This is a genomic window from Polynucleobacter sp. MWH-P3-07-1, from assembly GCF_018687555.1.
Taxonomy (GTDB): Bacteria; Pseudomonadota; Gammaproteobacteria; order Burkholderiales; family Burkholderiaceae; genus Polynucleobacter.
In genome coordinates this window covers 767,124-783,280 of sequence record NZ_CP061296.1, presented here as the reverse complement: position 1 = coordinate 783,280, position 16,157 = coordinate 767,124, and the positions used below count along the sequence as shown (strand labels likewise).

Here is a 16,157-nt window from a genome sequence, read left to right as displayed (position 1 = left end):
ATGAAGCACATCCTCTTCGTTTATGCAGAGTGGGACTATGAAGAAAACGTTTGGATTGCCTCTTCAAACGATATCCCCGGCTTTATTGCCGAAGCAGAAAGTATCGAAACACTTTCCACTAAATTGCAATCGATGGTACCTGAGTTACTACTTCTGAATGAGCGCAAAACTGATGAAGAAATTATCATTGAAATTATCGCTCGCAAGTACGTCAAAACCCAAGCAATGAGCGAATAATATGGCTACTGTATATACCCAATCCATGGGAGCGTCGAATACTCAGCAGATTATTGAATTACTGAAGGCTGCTGGTTGCCAATTTGTCAGGCCTGGACACCGAGGAAATCATGATCTCTGGTACTCCCCTATCACTACCATTTACATTCCGGTTGATAGCAAAGTTCGCACCTTTAAAGCGGCTAACATATTGCTCATGTTAGCCGGCCTACCAGAACACTTTAAAGAGCCAGAAGAAGAAGCTGAATAGCTCTACTTTTTCTTAACCGGCGGTAAGTCAGTGCAGTGCCCCTCAGCAGCTTCCGCAGCCAAGCCAACCGACTCGCCCAAGGTTGGATGGGGGTGAATGGTTTTACCAATATCCACTGCATCGGCTCCCATCTCAATCGCGAGACAAACTTCACCAATCAGATCACCCGCATGTGTCCCCACAATCCCGCCACCAATAATGCGGTGCGTGCTGGCATCAAACAAAAGCTTGGTAAAACCTTCATCACGGCCATTAGCAATCGCTCGCCCACTGGCCGTCCAAGGGAATAAACCTTTTTCATAGGCGATGCCTTGAGCTTTACATTGCTCCTCGGTCAAACCGGCCCAAGCTACTTCTGGATCGGTATAGGCAACTGAAGGGATTTGTTTTGCATCGAAATAGGATTTATGGCCAGCCGCCACTTCAGCAGCAACATGACCCTCATGCACAGCTTTGTGAGCCAACATCGGCTGACCCACGATATCGCCGATCGCAAAAATATTAGCTACGTTCGTGCGCATTTGCTTATCGACAGCGATGAAGCCTCGCTCATCAACGTGCACTCCCGCCGCGCTAGCATCAATCTTCTTACCATTCGGAGTGCGTCCAACGGCCACTAAAACCAAATCGTATGTCTGAGCCTCTGCTGGTGCATTCTCGCCTTCGAATGTCACTTGAATACCATCCGGCTTCACTTCCGCTTTGGCGGCACGCGTTTTGAGCATAATCTTCTCAAAGCGCCCTGCGTTGAACTTCTCCCACACTTTTTCAAGATCGCGATCAGCGCCAGCCATCAAGCCATCCATCATCTCTGCGATATCAATTTTGGAGCCCAAGGTACTGCAGACCGTCGCCATTTCAAGACCAATAATGCCGCCGCCAATCACCAACATGCGTTTTGGCACACTCTTGAGCAACAAAGCACCTGTGCTGTCAACGATTCGGGGATCCACTGGCAAGAAAGGCAAGCTAACGGGTTGGCTGCCAGCTGCAATGATGGCTTTCTGAAAACGAATCACTTCTTTTTTGCCATTGAGATCTTGGCCTGCACCATCCGTTAAATCCACTTCGACATGATTGGCATCTAAAAAATGCCCTAAGCCACGAACGACTTGCACTTTACGCGCCTTCGCCATACCAGCTAAGCCACCTGTTAACTTGCCAATCACGGAATCTTTATAGGCCCTCAACTGATCAATTTCAATTTTGGGCTCGCCAAAGGTAATGCCATGCTTTGCCATGGTCTTTACTTCATCCATTACTGCAGCAGTATGTAAGAGCGCCTTCGAGGGAATACATCCCACGTTTAAGCAAACACCGCCGAGGGTTGCATAACGCTCTACTAAGATGGTTTTCAGACCTAAGTCGGCTGCACGAAAGGCGGCACTATAGCCACCAGGTCCTGCCCCTAACACCAGAAGTTCACACTCATGATCCACCTTACCGCTGTATTGGCCAGCCGCTGGAACAGGCTGTGGTGCTTGCTGCGGAACTGGTGCACTTGCTGGAGTGGCTGGGGTTGGCGCGGGGGGCGATGCAGAAGATACTTGGGCGACTGCCCCACTTGCCTCGATTTCAGCAATGACGCTGCCCTTGCTCACTTTGTCGCCGACCTTCACTGCAAGACTCAGAATTTTGCCAGCCTGATCAGCAGGCACTTCCATAGTCGCTTTGTCAGACTCCAACACCAAGAGAGCCTGCTCTTTTTCAATTACGTCACCCACTTTGACCAAGACTTCAATAACAGGGACATCGGAATAATCGCCAATATCAGGAACGGTGATGTTTTGCTTTGACATGATTCCCTTTTACAAAGTGGCGCGACGGAAGTCAGAAAGTAACTGAGCCATGTACACATTGAATCGTGTGGCTAATGCGCCATCAATCACGCGATGGTCTGCAGTGAGCGAAAGTGGGCAAATTAAGCGGGGCACAAATTGCTTGCCATCCCAAACGGGCTTCATCGCAGCTTTGCTCACGCCCAAAATGGCGACTTCTGGGGCATTCACAATCGGCGCAAAGTAAGTACCGCCAATACCACCTAAAGAAGAGATGGTGAAACTAGCGCCCTGCATTTGCTCGGGCTTGAGTTTGCCATCTCGGGCTAAGGCTGCGAGCTCAGAAGTTTCGCGTGCGATCTCAAAGATGCCTTTCTGATCTGCATCACGAATCACTGGCACAACCAAACCTTGAGGGGTATCTGCCGCAAAGGCGATATTGAAATACTTCTTGAGCACCAGCTCATCTCCATCTAAGGAGCTATTGAACTCGGGGTATTTCTTGAGTGCTGCTACAGCAGCCTTCATTAAGAAAGCCAACATCGTAATTTTGAGGCCCTGCTTCTCATTATCTTTATTGGTTGCTACGCGAAATGCCTCAAGATCCGTAATATCTGCATCCTCGTGATAGGTCACCGCTGGAATCATGATCCAATTACGCGCTAGATTGGCCGCTGTCAGCTTCTTGATCCGGTTGAGAGGTAAACGCTCGACTTCACCAAACTTTGTAAAGTCAACTTTTGGCCAAGGAATAATATTGAGGCCACCCAAGCTAGCACCAGAGGCAGTTGCAGGACTTCCTCCACCACTCATGGCAGCCTTGACAAAGGCTTGTACATCTTCTTGGGTAATACGTCCCTTTGGACCAGAACCCGTTACTTGGGTAACTGTGACGCCAAGCTCACGAGCAAACTTACGTACCGATGGGCTTGCATGGCCAACATTATCAGCAATGGGCGCAGGTATATTGCTCACAGGTGGAGGTGGTGGCGCCAATTTGACGGGTGGCTCGACAGCAGCTACTTTTGCAGGAGGTACCGACACAACTGGCGCTGCAGGTGCAGCTGGGGCGCTTTGCGCAACAGCGGTCCCAGCACTCTCTTCTAGAAGCACTACGATTGCCCCTTCAGAAATGCTGTCACCAACCTTAACTTTGACTTCCTTGACTACACCAGCATGTGATGAAGGGACATCCATCGTCGCCTTATCAGACTCCAGAGTGACGATGGATTGTTCTTTTTCAATCGTATCGCCTGGCTTCACTAGCACTTCGATAACTGGGACATCTTTGTAATCCCCAATATCGGGGACCTTCACTTCAATGAATTGGCTCATAGTCTTGATCTGTAATGTAGTGTCTTGTTCAGACTGTCATGGGGTTTGGCTTAGCGCTATCAATCCCATACTTCTTGATAGCTTCGGCTAATTTCTGGCGATCAAGCTGGCCAGCATCGACTAATGAACGCAAGGCAGTCAATACAACCCAACGGCGATCTACCTCGAAGAAATCACGTAAGTTCTCGCGCGTATCGGAACGGCCAAAGCCATCCGTACCCAAGACTTCATATTGACGACCGATATGCTGAATCGCTGGGCGGATCTGCTCGGCAAATACACGAACATAGTCTGTAGCGGCAATCACAGGTCCAGAGGTTGCCTTGAGACATTTCTCAACATGAGAGAGCGATGGTTCAGTGGTTGGATTGAGTAAGTTATGACGATGTACCGTATTCCAGTCACGGGCTAATTCTGTAAAGCTTGGGCAACCCCATAAATCAGAGGCAACACCCCACTCTTTATGCAAGATTTCTGCTGCTTCGATCACTTCGCGGAAGATCGTGCCAGAACCTAAAAGTTGTACACGTAGCTTTGCATTGCTCTCGCCAACTGATTTCAGTTTGTACATGCCCTTGATGATGTCTTGCTCAGCACCCTGAGGCATTGCAGGATGGGCATAGTTTTCATTCATCAAAGTGATGTAGTAATACACATCTTCTTGAACTTCCAGCATGCGACGCATACCATCTTGAATGACGACTGCAAGCTCGAATGAGAATGTAGGGTCATAGCTAATACAGTTGGGCACTGCAGCGCTCCACACTTGACTGTGGCCGTCTTCATGCTGCAAGCCTTCACCGTTCAGGGTTGTTCTACCAGCAGTACCGCCCAGCAAGAAACCGCGGCTACGCATATCACCGGCTGCCCAAGCTAAGTCGCCGATTCGCTGGAAACCAAACATGGAGTAGAAAATATAGAAAGGCAACATGGGCACGCCATGGGTTGAGTAAGAGGTCGCTGCAGCAATCCAATCACACATGCCGCCCGCTTCATTAATGCCCTCTTGCAAAATCTGGCCAGTCTTATGTTCCTTATAGAACATCAATTGATCATGATCTTCGGGGGTGTAGAGTTGTCCAAGTTGACTCCAAATACCGAGCTGACGGAACATCCCTTCCATACCAAAGGTACGAGATTCATCCGGCACGATTGGAACCACTCGCTGGCCGATGGTCTTGTCGCGTACGATCGTATTGAGAATACGAACAAAAGCCATGGTCGTTGAGATTTCTCGACCTTCAGTGGTTGCCTCAAGCATAGGTGCAAATACTTCCAGGCTTGGTACTGGCAAACTTTCTGCTTTCATGCGGCGTTGTGGCAGATATCCGCCCAACTCCTGACGACGCGCCTTCATGTACTCTAATTCTGGGCTACCTTCAGCAAAGTTCACCAGCGGAATTTCTTCGAGGTCAGCATCCTTGACTGGAATCTCAAAACGATCGCGGAAGCGACGCACATCATCCGGATTCATTTTCTTGGCTTGGTGCGCAATATTCATCGCCTCACCTGAGCCGCCCATACCGTAACCCTTAATCGTATGCGCCAAGATCACAGTAGGCTCATCTTGGTGATTTACTGCCGCATGGAAGGCAGCATAGACTTTGTGAGGATCGTGACCGCCACGATTGAGCTGCCAAATTTCTTCATCACTCCAATCGCTGACCAATGCTTTCAGTTCAGGAGTGTTAAATACAATCTCGCGAACATAAGCACCATTCTTCGATTTCATGGTTTGATACTGACCATCCACGATCTCGCCGAGGCGCTGCATCAAGATGCCCTTTTTATCTCGAGCAAAGAGTGCATCCCACTGTCCGCCCCAAACGACCTTAATCACATTCCAACCTGCACCACGGAACTCACTCTCGAGCTCCTGAATAATCTTGCCATTCCCTCGAACAGGTCCGTCTAAGCGTTGTAAGTTGCAATTGATCACGAAGATCAAGTTGTCGAGTTTCTCGCGACCGGCCATCCCAATCGCACCAAGAGACTCTGGCTCATCGGTTTCACCATCACCTAAAAAGGCCCAAACTTTACGGCCATCGGTTTTGGCCAGACCACGATCACGCAAGTAGCGCATGAAGCGGGCTTGATAAATCGCCATGATTGGACCTAAGCCCATCGAGACAGTTGGGAACTGCCAAAAATCAGGCATCAACCAGGGATGTGGATAACTCGAGATCCCTTTGCCGCCTACCTCTTGGCGGAAGTTGTTCAACTGTTCATCCGTCAAGCGCCCCAACATATAGGCACGGGCATAGACACCAGGGGCTGAGTGACCTTGAACAAAAATCAAATCACCGCCATGCTCTGGGGATGGCGCATGCCAGAAATGGTTAAAGCCAATGTCATATAAAGTTGCCGCGGATTGGAATGAAGAAATATGGCCGCCAACGTTCGTGTCCTTATTGGCACGTAACACCATCGCCATCGCATTCCAGCGTGTGTAAGAACGAATCCGGTGCTCAATGTTCTGATCACCAGGTAATCTTGCCTGCTGCTCAACCGGAATAGTATTAATGTAGGGAGTCTCTGCATGAAATGCTTGCTCAACGCCATTGACGCGAGCATGCGCAATTTGCTGATCAATTAAGAAGGCGGCACGTTCAACACCTTCATTGCGGATCACACCATCCAGCGCTTGGAGCCACTCTTGAGTCTCAACAGGATCTTGGTCAGATGCCTTACTCGAACCTAAGATTTGATCTGGTATCGCAGCCATGATGGTCTCCCTTTAATCTTTGTTTTGTGTATATCTTTTTGTTTATCTATTAAACACTCTATTTATGTTTGGGATTCTAGAAGGGGTTTATTTCATGAACAAGTAATTTTCCACATAATGATAATATTTCTCATAATATGGAATTATGCTGCGATGCATCCTGGATTAAATACAACAGGATGATGAGGCAAAATGAGTCATTAATGAAAATACCAGCACTGCTTTCGAATGGGTTATTAAAACCCCTGCGATGGATCCGAAAAATACGGGGTTTTAGACTCGTCTACACCCCCCTCATGGCAATTGTGTTGTTCACTGCCGTGATGGGAGTCATCTTAGGAACATTGCAATTACAAGAAAAAAATCAGCAAGAGGCAGCCCTATTTCGGGAACTCGTCTTCGCCAAGCAGCGCATACAACTGCGCTTTAATAGCAATACCGATAGCCTTCTGGCCATCAGCCGAGAACTTGCCGCCAGCAATGATGAAATGAAGGTTCGGGCCAACGCATTGCAACAAGCCGAGACTTTATTGGGCGATGAACATGAAATCCGTAAGTTATTTTGGCTCAATAAAAATAATGAAGTGCAATGGGTGGCGCAGGCCAACCGAAATAAGAAAGACCTGGGACTCGGTGACGGGCAAAGTGCTGAGCAAGTCAACCTTGTCAAAGAGTCGTTACGCAAAACGATCAATATCAGTCAAGCAACCGGCCAACCTGCTTATAGCCAGTTTGTAGCGCTTGATGACAAACAGGTAGATCCTATCGTCCGAGAAAAAAGGATTATTTTTTGGCAGGTAGTGCCCATTTCAAATGGTCTTGATAATCTCGGCGTGATAGCAGCGCTCTACAGCACTCAAGGGATCCTCGATGTGATTCCAGCGGAGTTAAAGGCCCAGTATCGCTTTACCTTGATGACGGATAACGATCGCGTGCTCGCCATTTCTTCAGATCGAGATACACCCAAACGGGCATTTAGCAATCAAACCAGTCTTGATATTGGGGTGCTCAGCCCTAATCTCACTTTACGAATTGACACTTACCCGGCGCCAACCAATCTCACCTTCCGCATGCTCGTTGGCGTTGTTTTAGGCCTGAGTGCTTTCGTGATTTGGAGTTTGTGGTCAGTGCTAAAACAAATGCAAGTGCGTCAGGAAGCGGAGGCCAACCTGAAAGCCGAGACAAACTTCCGAAATGCAATGGAGGATTCCACACCAGTAGGAATTCGGGGTCATGCTATGGATGGACGCATCACCTATGTCAATAAAGCCTTTTGTGAAATGACCGGCTGGAAAGAAAAAGACCTCATTGGTTTAAAGCCCCCATTCCCCTTCTGGCCTGAAGACAAAAAAGATGCTCAAGAGGAGCAGATGAATTTAGCCTTAAATCCCAAGCATTACCATGAGATGAAAGAGGGAATTCGGGGCATCATTGTTCGACATGATGGATCACCCATAGACACCAGAACCTTTATTGCTCCTTTGGTCAATGAGAAAGGTGTTCAGACTGGCTGGGTAACAACAGTCATTGATATTACTGAGTCAACGAAAGTGCGGGAAAAATTAGCCGCCTCTCAAGAGCGCTTTATTACCGTCCTTGAGGGTTTAGATGCTGCTGTATCAGTGGTGTCAATCGAAACAGGCGCCCTGCTATTTGCGAATCGCTTCTATCGGGAACGTTTTGGCGATGACTCGAAGGGACACTTTGATCTAGTGGGTGGGCAAATGGCTCATCATGCAATGCAAGAGCTGACTGAAGAATCTTCCGATCAGAATCCAGGCATCCCGCCATCCGCCCTCTACCAGGAATCCGAATCTGAAGAAATCCAACTCATTGGCGATTCGTCGAAATGGTATGAAGTTCGTCGACGCTTCATTCCCTGGGTTGATGAGAACTTGGCTCAACTCTTAATTGCCACAGACATCACCGCTCGCAAAGAATCCGATGAGCTAACTCGCCAGCAAGAAGAGAAGATGCAATTCACTAGCCGTTTGACTACGATGGGTGAAATGGCCTCGTCTTTAGCCCATGAATTAAATCAACCCCTATCGGCCATCTCGAATTACTGCATGGGGGTTGCGAAACGGTTGCAAGGCTCAACCGAGGTGGATATCCCGCGCGACATTTTGCCCGCACTAGAAAAAGCATCTGAGCAAGCAGTGCGAGCCGGCACCATTATTCAACGTATTCGTGGCTTTGTTAAACGCAGCGAGCCGCAACGTAAGCTCTGCTCAATTGCTGACATTATTAATGATGCAGTCGGCCTAGTAGAAATCGAGGCCAATCGACATCGCCTATCGATCGTCTCCTCAGTTGCAGAGAATCTTCCCGAAGTCCCTGTCGATCCGGTATTAGTTCTTCAGGTCTTGGTCAATCTCCTGAAAAATGCCCTTGATAGCATGCGTGAAGCTTATCCATCGTCTTCCCGCTGGTCAGCCCCTCCCGTCAAAATTACGGCTGATTTAGACACCAGCACCTTCCCAGCCATGCTACGGATTCAGGTTTCGGATACTGGCGGCGGCATCTCAGAGGCGGTCATTGAGCGCATGTTTGAGCCTTTCTTTAGTACCAAAGCCGAAGGGATGGGCATGGGGCTGAATATTTGCCGCTCGATTATTGAGTCCCACCATGGGCGACTTTGGGCCAAAAACCAGATGGATGCCGAGCGGACCAAGCTCTCGGGCTGCACCTTTACAATACTCTTACCCTTAGAATCTTCCGAAAGTCGGGAAACTGAAAATGAACGTAATAGCCAAACCAAACCAAGCTGAAGTGGTTTATGTCGTAGATGACGATGAAGCTGTCCGTGACTCCCTAACTTGGCTTTTAGAAAGCAATGGTTATGTGGTGAGATGCCACGCCAGTGCAGAGCGTTTTATGCAATCTTTACAAAGCACCGATAAATCGACCATTTCTTGTGCGATCTTGGATGTCCGGATGCCAGGTATGTCCGGCCTTGAATTACAAGAGCGCTTGATCAGCGAAAACTATCCCATGCCAATCGCTTTCATCACCGGTCATGGCGATGTCTCTATGGCTGTGTCTACTATGAAACGTGGTGCCGTTGATTTCATCGAAAAACCATTTAAAGAAAATGATCTTTGCAGCTTAGTTGATCGCATGCTTGCTAAAGCACGCGTTGATTACTCACAAGCGAATCACCGCAAAATTACGCAAAGCTTGCTCAGCAAGTTAACTGGGCGCGAAAGACAAGTGCTTGAGCGGATTGTGGCTGGTCGTTTGAATAAACAAATTGCGGATGACTTAAGCATCTCCATTAAAACCGTAGAAGCACACCGGGCCAATATCATGGAGAAGCTCAACGTGAACACCGTTGCTGATTTGCTCCGCCTAGCCTTATCCGATCCTCAGCCAAATACATAATGCCTGCGCAGTTATTAGACGGAAATCTCCTTTCGAAAAAACTCCGTGCAGAAATTGCTGCACGTGCCGCGATTCTGACTGCGAAAGGTGTTCGGCCTGGGCTTGCAGTGATCGTGATTGGCGATAACCCTGCAAGTCAGGTCTATGTCCGCAATAAAGTGAAGGCCTGCGAAGATGTTGGTTTTCATTCTGTTCTAGAGCGTTACTCTGCCGAACTGGGAGAAGAAGAATTACTGGCTCGGATTGCCACTCTCAATGCAGACCCAGCAATTCATGGAATCTTAGTGCAATTACCCTTACCTGAGCATATTGCAGCTGAGCGTGTACTCGAGGCAATCGCCCCCGAAAAAGATGTCGATGGCTTCCATGTCGCGAATGCCGGCGCTTTAATGGTTGGTAAGCCTGAGTTCAAGCCCTGCACTCCCTACGGTTGCATGAAAATTCTCGAGAGTATTGATTATCCTATTCGTGGTGCGCGTGCAGTCATCGTAGGAGCCTCAAATATTGTTGGTAAACCGATGGCAATGCTACTGTTACAGGCTGGAGCAACGGTCACGATTTGTAATAGCAAAACTCGAGATTTAGCACACCATACTAAAGATGCTGATATCTTGGTGGTCGCTACAGGCAAGCCTCACATGGTATCGGGTGACATGATTAAAACAGGTGCGGTTGTCATTGACGTTGGCATTAACCGTCTTCCTGATGGCAAGCTTTGTGGAGATGTTGACTTTGATACTGCCAAATATGTCGCAGGCTGGATTACTCCGGTTCCCGGAGGCGTAGGGCCCATGACCATTACGATGTTGCTCATGAATACTTTGGAGGCGGCTGAGAAAGCGCCTAAGCACTAAATATCCTGCCTATTTTTGGGCAAATAATCTTGGCTTACATTAAGCTAGAGGGATGAAACGATCAATCCCGCAAAATCTTCAAGACAACCCCCTTATTACCTTTGGTACTGGTATTCCACAATACTCGGCAATCTTGGCTGAGCATATTGCTCCAGCCATTCACCATCTTCTTGAGCAAGCCGACTTAGCCGTAAATCATGCGGTAGCTGCAGAGACTCCTAGCACTTGGTTAGATTTGGCTGAGCCTTTGGAAGATGCAACCGAGTCACTCAGTCGCGCTTGGGGGGCTATCTCACATTTAAATAGTGTTGCTGATTCACCAGAACTGCGTGTTGCCTATGGAGAGATGTTGCCTAAGGTGACCGCCTTTATGTCTAGTCTTGGGCAAAACCTCGCCTTATATGAAAAATTTAAGCTGTTGAGTAAGAGTCAGGAGTTTTCCAATTTAAGTCTTGCTCAGAAAAAAGTGATTGAGAACGCTTTGAGAGACTTTCGTTTGGGAGGCGCTGAACTCAGCCCTGCGGATAAGCCCCGCTTCTCTCAAATCCAAGATGAGCAAGCCCAGCTCGGCAAAGCATTTTCGGATCATGTCTTAGACGCGACAGATGGGTTTGTACATCTGATTACCGATATAGCCGAGTTGTCTGGCCTTCCTGATGATGCCATCGCTGCTGCGGCAGATACCGCCAAGCAAAAACACTTAACGGGTTGGGCATTTACGCTGCACTTTCCATCGTATTACCCAGTAATGCAGTATGCGGAGAACCGGGCTTTGCGAAAGCGCTTGTATGAAGCCTATATCACCCGAGCTTCAGAATTAGCCCCTCAGTATGGTCAGGGTCAAACGGCGTGGGACAACACCCAAAATATGTTGGATCAGTTGCGCTTGCGCTCTGAAGAGGCGAAGATGTTGGGCTTTGCAAATTATGCTGCCCTGAGCTTGGCTCCCAAAATGGCGCGCAGTGTCGCTGAAGTAGACCACTTTCTGAGTGATATTGCTCAACGTGCCAGACCCTTTGCAGAAAGAGATTGGCAAGAATTGCTCTCGTTTGCTAAAGACCATCTTCAACTTGATGACGGTCTACAGCCCTGGGATATTGCGTTTGCCTCAGAAAAACTGAAGCAAGCACGCTATGCCTTTTCTGAAAATGAACTAAAGCAATACTTCCCTTTGAGCAAAGTGTTAGAAGGACTTTTCAGGGTCATACAAACTCTATTTGGGGTCACGATTGAACCGGCGGACTTACCAACATGGCATCAAGATGTGCAATCCTTTGCGATTCGGAATACGCAAAAAAATATCGTAGCCTACTTTTATCTCGATCCATATGCACGTCCAGGCAAGCGCGGTGGCGCATGGATGGATGATGCCCGAGGCCGTCGCGTATTACCCAGTGGTGAAATCCAAACCCCGGTTGCCTATTTAGTGTGTAATTTTCCACCCCCAGTCACGGTAGATGGTCAACTGCGTCAGCCCACTATTGCGCATGACGATGTGATTACCCTTTTCCATGAGAGTGGCCATGGCTTGCATCACCTCCTGACTCAAGTAGGCGCCTTAGGCGTATCAGGCATCAATGGTGTTGAATGGGATGCCGTCGAATTGCCTAGTCAGTTTATGGAAAACTTCTGCTGGGAATGGGAGGTTTTAGAAAAGATGACGGCTCATACAGAAACTGGCAAACCACTTCCGCGTGAACTGTTTGACAAACTTCTGGCAGCCAAGAACTTTCAGAATGGCTTGGGAACCTTACGTCAAATTACTTTCTCCTTACTCGATTGGCGATTGCACTCTACTTTTGATCCCAAATCCGCTCATGGTCAAACAGTCTTAGATCTTTCTAGAACCATTGCAGACCAATGTAATGTTATCCCGCAGCCAGCAATTTCTCGCTGGCCAAATACCTTCAGCCATATTTTTGCCGGCGGCTATGCTGCTGGTTACTACAGCTATAAATGGGCTGAAGTACTTTCAGCGGATGCCTATTCTGCGTTTGAAGACGCCGCGAAACTGACTGGGAGCGTCTTAGATCCAGAGACTGGAGCCCGCTACCGTCAAGAGATTTTAGAGGTGGGCGGCAGTCGTCCTGCCGCTGAATCCTTTAAGGCGTTTCGAGGACGAGAACCGCAAATCGATGCTCTACTGCGTCATGGCGGCTTAGCTTAAAACTCTGAGCGGTTTTAACTAAGCCTGAATTTCTGCAATGACTGGAGCATGATCTGAGGGTTGCTCCCATGCGCGGGGTTGTTTATCGACCTTACTAGCACTGCATTTTTGCTCTAGGGCTTTGCTGAGCAAAATATGATCGATCCGCATGCCGGCATTTCTTCTGAAACCCATCATGCGGTAGTCCCACCAGCTATAGGTCTTCGGTGCTTGCGCAAACAGTCGAAATGAATCTACCAAGCCTAAGTTAAGTAAAGATTGAAAAGCGCCCCGCTCTGCTGGTGAAACCAAGTTCTGCCCTTCCCATGCTTTGGGATCATGGACATCGTCATCAGTTGGAGCGATATTGAAGTCGCCCAATAAAGCCAAGCGCTCACTTTGAGCAAGTTCTGCTTTTAGCCATTGCTGTAGTGCTTCCAGCCAGCTGAGTTTATAAATAAATTTTTCACTATCCGGCGCCTGACCATTCGGAAAATATGCTGAGATCATCCGAATGGGCTGCATCCCTTTGAAGCAGACGGTTGCTGCCAGAATGCGTTGTTGCTCATCCACATGACCTGGAATATTGCGAATCGGTTTTAAGAATGCCGTATCGATATCACTAGCAATAGGAGCTAGCGCTGCTTTACGCAAAAGGATAGCAACTCCGTTATAGGTCTTTTGCCCAGCTGCCAAACTAAGATAGCCCGCATCTTCAAGCGCACGATGGGGATATTTTTCATCCGTAAGCTTGAGCTCTTGTAAGCAGAGTGCATCAATCGGGGCATTTGCCTTTTCTTGATCTTGCAACCAACGTATCACCTGCGGTAAGCGCACCGTTAATGAATTGACATTCCAAGCAGCGATGCGCACAGAGCTAGTCATCGATACCCAATTCCTGCAACTTACGGGTAATGGTATTACGACCGATACCTAAACGCTGTGCTGCTTCAACCCGACGACCACGGGTTACTTCAAGTGCCGCTTGGAGAACGGCCCTCTCAAAGCGTGAGGTCAAGGCATCAAATACCGACTGATCACCATCCTGCAGCATCTTGACAGCGAGGCGACTCAGGCCATTTTCCCAATCACTGGTATTGGAACGATTGACCACAGGTGCAAGTGATGTAGACTCGCCTTGCACAATCACGGTAGGTTCATTAGTAGCCGTGAATAAATCGCTGGGAAGATCCCCCACTCCAATTATGCTGGCGGGTGTCATGACGGTAAGCCAATGACAGAGGTTTTCTAATTGACGCACATTGCCCGAGAAAGACATATTCGTCATGTGCTGTAGGGCTTCATCCGATAACTTTTTAGCTTCAACGCCAAGTGACTTTGCACAAGCTTGCATAAAGTGCCGCGCTAACAACGGAATATCCTCAGTGCGTTCTCTCAGGGGTGGCATACGCAAACGGATAATATTCAAGCGATGTAAAAGATCTTCGCGGAAAAGTCCAGCTAACACTCTTGCCTCGAGATTCTGGTGAGTCGAGGCAATGATGCGCACATTTGCTTTAATCGGATCTTGCCCACCAGTGCGATAGAAATGGCCATCAGTAAGCGCCCTGAGCAAACGGGTTTGCAAATCAGCAGGGAGGTCGCCAATTTCATCTAAGAATAAGGTGCCGCCCTCTGCTAGCTCAAACCGACCGCGTTTTAGAGTCTGAGCACCTGGAAAGGCCCCTCTTTCATGACCAAATAATTCTGATTCAAGCAATTCTTTAGGTACTGACGTACTACTGAAGGTGATAAAAGCGCCTTTGGCTCTAGGGCTATGCTTGTGCAGGGCCTGGGCTAGTAGCTCTTTACCGGTGCCAGATTCACCCATGATTAATACAGTAGCGTGGGACTGTGCCAATCTGCCGATGGCTCTAAATACCTCTTGCATTGCTGGTGCCTGACCAATGATTTCAGATTGATCAAGCTTCCAATCATCTGCAACCTTGCTACCAGACTGTACGCGATCACCCTGCTCAATAGCGCGTCGAATCAGCTCAAGCGCTTTATCCAAATCAAAGGGTTTAGTGAGGTATTCAAAGGCGCCACTCTGAAATGCGGAGACTGCAGAGTCTAAGTCCGAGTAGGCGGTCATGATAATGACAGGTAAATGAGGATGACTCACCTTCACATGCTGGAGAAGATCTAAGCCGTTCCCTCGCGGCATCCGAATATCTGAAATCAAGACACTGGGCGTATCCTTCTCAAGTGCATTCAGGACATCATTGGGATTCGTAAAGCTGCGGTGAGGTATATCTTCTCGCGTTAGGGCTTTTTCAAGAACCCAACGAATAGATTGATCATCATCGACGATCCAAATTGGTTTCATTCTGATTTCTCCTGCCTGCGATACGGTATTTGAATATGAAAATGGGTGTAGCCTGGCTTACTCTCACAAGCAATTGAGCCTTGGTGCTGCTGAACAAAGGTTTGTGCAAGCGTGAGTCCTAGGCCACTGCCACCCTCTCGCCCAGAAACGAGTGGGAAAAAAATTCGCTCCCGAATATCAGCCGGTATCCCAGGACCGTTATCAATCACATCCAGGTCCATAGCCAGTTTGTAACGCTGTTTAGCAATCGTTACCGAACGGGCCACTCGAGTGCGTAATTCGATTTGCGCAACCCCCGCCTCAATTTCATCGCTGAGTGCTTGAGCCGCATTGTGAGTAATATTGAGTACAGCCTGAATCAACTGCTCACGGTCGCCCAGAAGATCTGGCAGACTGGTATCGTAATTGCGCACGATCTTCAAGCCCTTAGGAAACTCCGCCAACACTAGGCTACGCACACGCTCTAAAGCCTCATGAACATTGAAATACTCCATGACATGTGCTTTTCGATGCGGTGCTAAGAGGCGATCAACTAAGGTCTGCAAGCGATCTGACTCTTTAATAATGACTTGGGTGTATTCACGCAAGCCTTTTTCAGGCAGCTCGAACTCCAAAAGCTGAGCAGCCCCTCGAATGCCGCCCAGCGGATTTTTAATTTCATGAGCCAAGTTGCGCATGAGTTCTTTATTCGCTTCCACCTGTTGCGTTACCCGCTCATCTCTCTCGGTTCGCAACTGTTGATCAATTGGAAACCACTCCATCAACATGAATTCAGAGTCATCCATCAGAGCGATAACGACATGCGCCGGTATCGTCTCTTGATGAATGCTGCCTGGTAAAGAATGGAGCAAAAGTTCCTGACGTTGAGCAGTCACTTGGCCACTCTTGACCTCATCAATCATTTCCTTGAGTTGCAGGTTATCGCCAAATAAATCTTGGAAGTTGTGACCTTCCAGCGATTTGCGTGAAAGATCTAAAGCAGACTCAGCAGCAGGATTGACATATACCAGCTGCTGACTATCTGCCTCGAAAATCACGATGGCATTGGGAATTTGATCGAGCAATGTCGGAAAAAAAGGAGCAGCCGAAGCTGCTCCCTTGAACGAATTGCGCAATAAA

Annotated in this window: 12 protein-coding genes; 6 read left to right on the top strand and 6 right to left on the bottom strand. The window is 48.3% G+C overall.

The genetic code is table 11. The annotated features are described in order from the left end of the window. Positions 1-237: a DUF1902 domain-containing protein gene (locus tag ICU98_RS04050; RefSeq protein WP_215352883.1), complete on the top strand. Its 237-nt coding sequence runs from the start codon at positions 1-3 to the stop codon at positions 235-237. A gap of 1 nt (position 238) precedes the next feature. Then, entirely contained in the window at positions 239-487 is a 249-nt protein-coding gene (locus ICU98_RS04045; protein WP_215352882.1) for a type II toxin-antitoxin system HicA family toxin, read from the top strand. Between the two features lie 2 nt (positions 488-489). On the opposite strand, the gene lpdA is transcribed toward ICU98_RS04045, so the two are convergent. Genes lpdA through aceE form a run of 3 tightly spaced genes read right to left on the bottom strand, consistent with a single transcriptional unit; the run spans position 490 to position 6,325 of the window. Continuing rightward, the gene (lpdA, locus tag ICU98_RS04040; RefSeq protein WP_215352881.1) at positions 490-2,286 is read right to left on the bottom strand and encodes a dihydrolipoyl dehydrogenase; all 1,797 of its coding nucleotides are present in this window, start codon (positions 2,284-2,286) and stop codon (positions 490-492) included. 9 nt (positions 2,287-2,295) lie between these two features. Beyond that, positions 2,296-3,600, bottom strand: a complete 1,305-nt coding sequence (aceF, locus tag ICU98_RS04035; RefSeq protein WP_215352880.1) for a dihydrolipoyllysine-residue acetyltransferase — start codon at positions 3,598-3,600, stop codon at positions 2,296-2,298. A 28-nt stretch (positions 3,601-3,628) separates the two neighbouring features. Then, entirely contained in the window at positions 3,629-6,325 is a 2,697-nt protein-coding gene (gene aceE, locus ICU98_RS04030; RefSeq protein ID WP_215352879.1) for a pyruvate dehydrogenase (acetyl-transferring), homodimeric type, read from the bottom strand. A 296-nt stretch (positions 6,326-6,621) separates the two neighbouring features. Between aceE and ICU98_RS04025 the strand changes: the two genes are divergently transcribed. From ICU98_RS04025 to ICU98_RS04010, 4 genes are read left to right on the top strand one after another with little or no spacing between them, the layout of a single operon-like run. Further along, on the top strand, positions 6,622-9,096 hold the full coding sequence (locus tag ICU98_RS04025; protein WP_251365390.1) for a PAS domain S-box protein: 2,475 nt from the start codon (positions 6,622-6,624) through the stop codon (positions 9,094-9,096). Continuing rightward, positions 9,065-9,709: a response regulator transcription factor gene (locus ICU98_RS04020; RefSeq protein ID WP_215272349.1), complete on the top strand. Its 645-nt coding sequence runs from the start codon at positions 9,065-9,067 to the stop codon at positions 9,707-9,709. Before ICU98_RS04025 ends, ICU98_RS04020 begins: the two co-directional genes overlap by 32 nt. Then, on the top strand, positions 9,709-10,563 hold the full coding sequence (gene folD / locus ICU98_RS04015; RefSeq protein WP_215335549.1) for a bifunctional methylenetetrahydrofolate dehydrogenase/methenyltetrahydrofolate cyclohydrolase FolD: 855 nt from the start codon (positions 9,709-9,711) through the stop codon (positions 10,561-10,563). Before ICU98_RS04020 ends, folD begins: the two co-directional genes overlap by 1 nt. A 52-nt stretch (positions 10,564-10,615) precedes the next feature. Next, on the top strand, positions 10,616-12,730 hold the full coding sequence (locus ICU98_RS04010) for a M3 family metallopeptidase (RefSeq protein WP_215352876.1): 2,115 nt from the start codon (positions 10,616-10,618) through the stop codon (positions 12,728-12,730). A gap of 18 nt (positions 12,731-12,748) precedes the next feature. Here ICU98_RS04010 and xth read toward each other — a convergent pair whose 3' ends face one another. The 3 genes from xth to glnL are packed head-to-tail and all read right to left on the bottom strand — an operon-like array spanning position 12,749 to position 16,153. Further along, the gene (gene xth, locus ICU98_RS04005) at positions 12,749-13,594 is read right to left on the bottom strand and encodes an exodeoxyribonuclease III (RefSeq protein WP_215352874.1); all 846 of its coding nucleotides are present in this window, start codon (positions 13,592-13,594) and stop codon (positions 12,749-12,751) included. Next, positions 13,587-15,038 (bottom strand): nitrogen regulation protein NR(I), encoded by a 1,452-nt coding sequence (gene ntrC, locus ICU98_RS04000; protein WP_215352873.1) that lies wholly within the window; start codon positions 15,036-15,038, stop codon positions 13,587-13,589. Before ntrC ends, xth begins: the two co-directional genes overlap by 8 nt. After that, entirely contained in the window at positions 15,035-16,153 is a 1,119-nt protein-coding gene (glnL, locus tag ICU98_RS03995) for a nitrogen regulation protein NR(II) (protein ID WP_371818447.1), read from the bottom strand. The genes ntrC and glnL overlap by 4 nt, the downstream gene beginning before the upstream one ends. Positions 16,154-16,157 lie beyond the last annotated feature (4 nt).

What these genes read in the sequence shown, in the direction of transcription:
- ICU98_RS04050 (WP_215352883.1), top strand. Translation starts at nt 1, where the DNA reads ATGAAGCACATCCTCTTCGTTTATGCAGAGTGGGACTATGAAGAAAAC.
- ICU98_RS04045 (WP_215352882.1), top strand. Translation starts at nt 239, where the DNA reads ATGGCTACTGTATATACCCAATCCATGGGAGCGTCGAATACTCAGCAG.
- lpdA (WP_215352881.1), bottom strand. Translation starts at nt 2,286, where the DNA reads ATGTCAAAGCAAAACATCACCGTTCCTGATATTGGCGATTATTCCGAT.
- aceF (WP_215352880.1), bottom strand. Translation starts at nt 3,600, where the DNA reads ATGAGCCAATTCATTGAAGTGAAGGTCCCCGATATTGGGGATTACAAA.
- aceE (WP_215352879.1), bottom strand. Translation starts at nt 6,325, where the DNA reads ATGGCTGCGATACCAGATCAAATCTTAGGTTCGAGTAAGGCATCTGAC.
- ICU98_RS04025 (WP_251365390.1), top strand. Translation starts at nt 6,622, where the DNA reads ATGGCAATTGTGTTGTTCACTGCCGTGATGGGAGTCATCTTAGGAACA.
- ICU98_RS04020 (WP_215272349.1), top strand. Translation starts at nt 9,065, where the DNA reads ATGAACGTAATAGCCAAACCAAACCAAGCTGAAGTGGTTTATGTCGTA.
- folD (WP_215335549.1), top strand. Translation starts at nt 9,709, where the DNA reads ATGCCTGCGCAGTTATTAGACGGAAATCTCCTTTCGAAAAAACTCCGT.
- ICU98_RS04010 (WP_215352876.1), top strand. Translation starts at nt 10,616, where the DNA reads ATGAAACGATCAATCCCGCAAAATCTTCAAGACAACCCCCTTATTACC.
- xth (WP_215352874.1), bottom strand. Translation starts at nt 13,594, where the DNA reads ATGACTAGCTCTGTGCGCATCGCTGCTTGGAATGTCAATTCATTAACG.
- ntrC (WP_215352873.1), bottom strand. Translation starts at nt 15,038, where the DNA reads ATGAAACCAATTTGGATCGTCGATGATGATCAATCTATTCGTTGGGTT.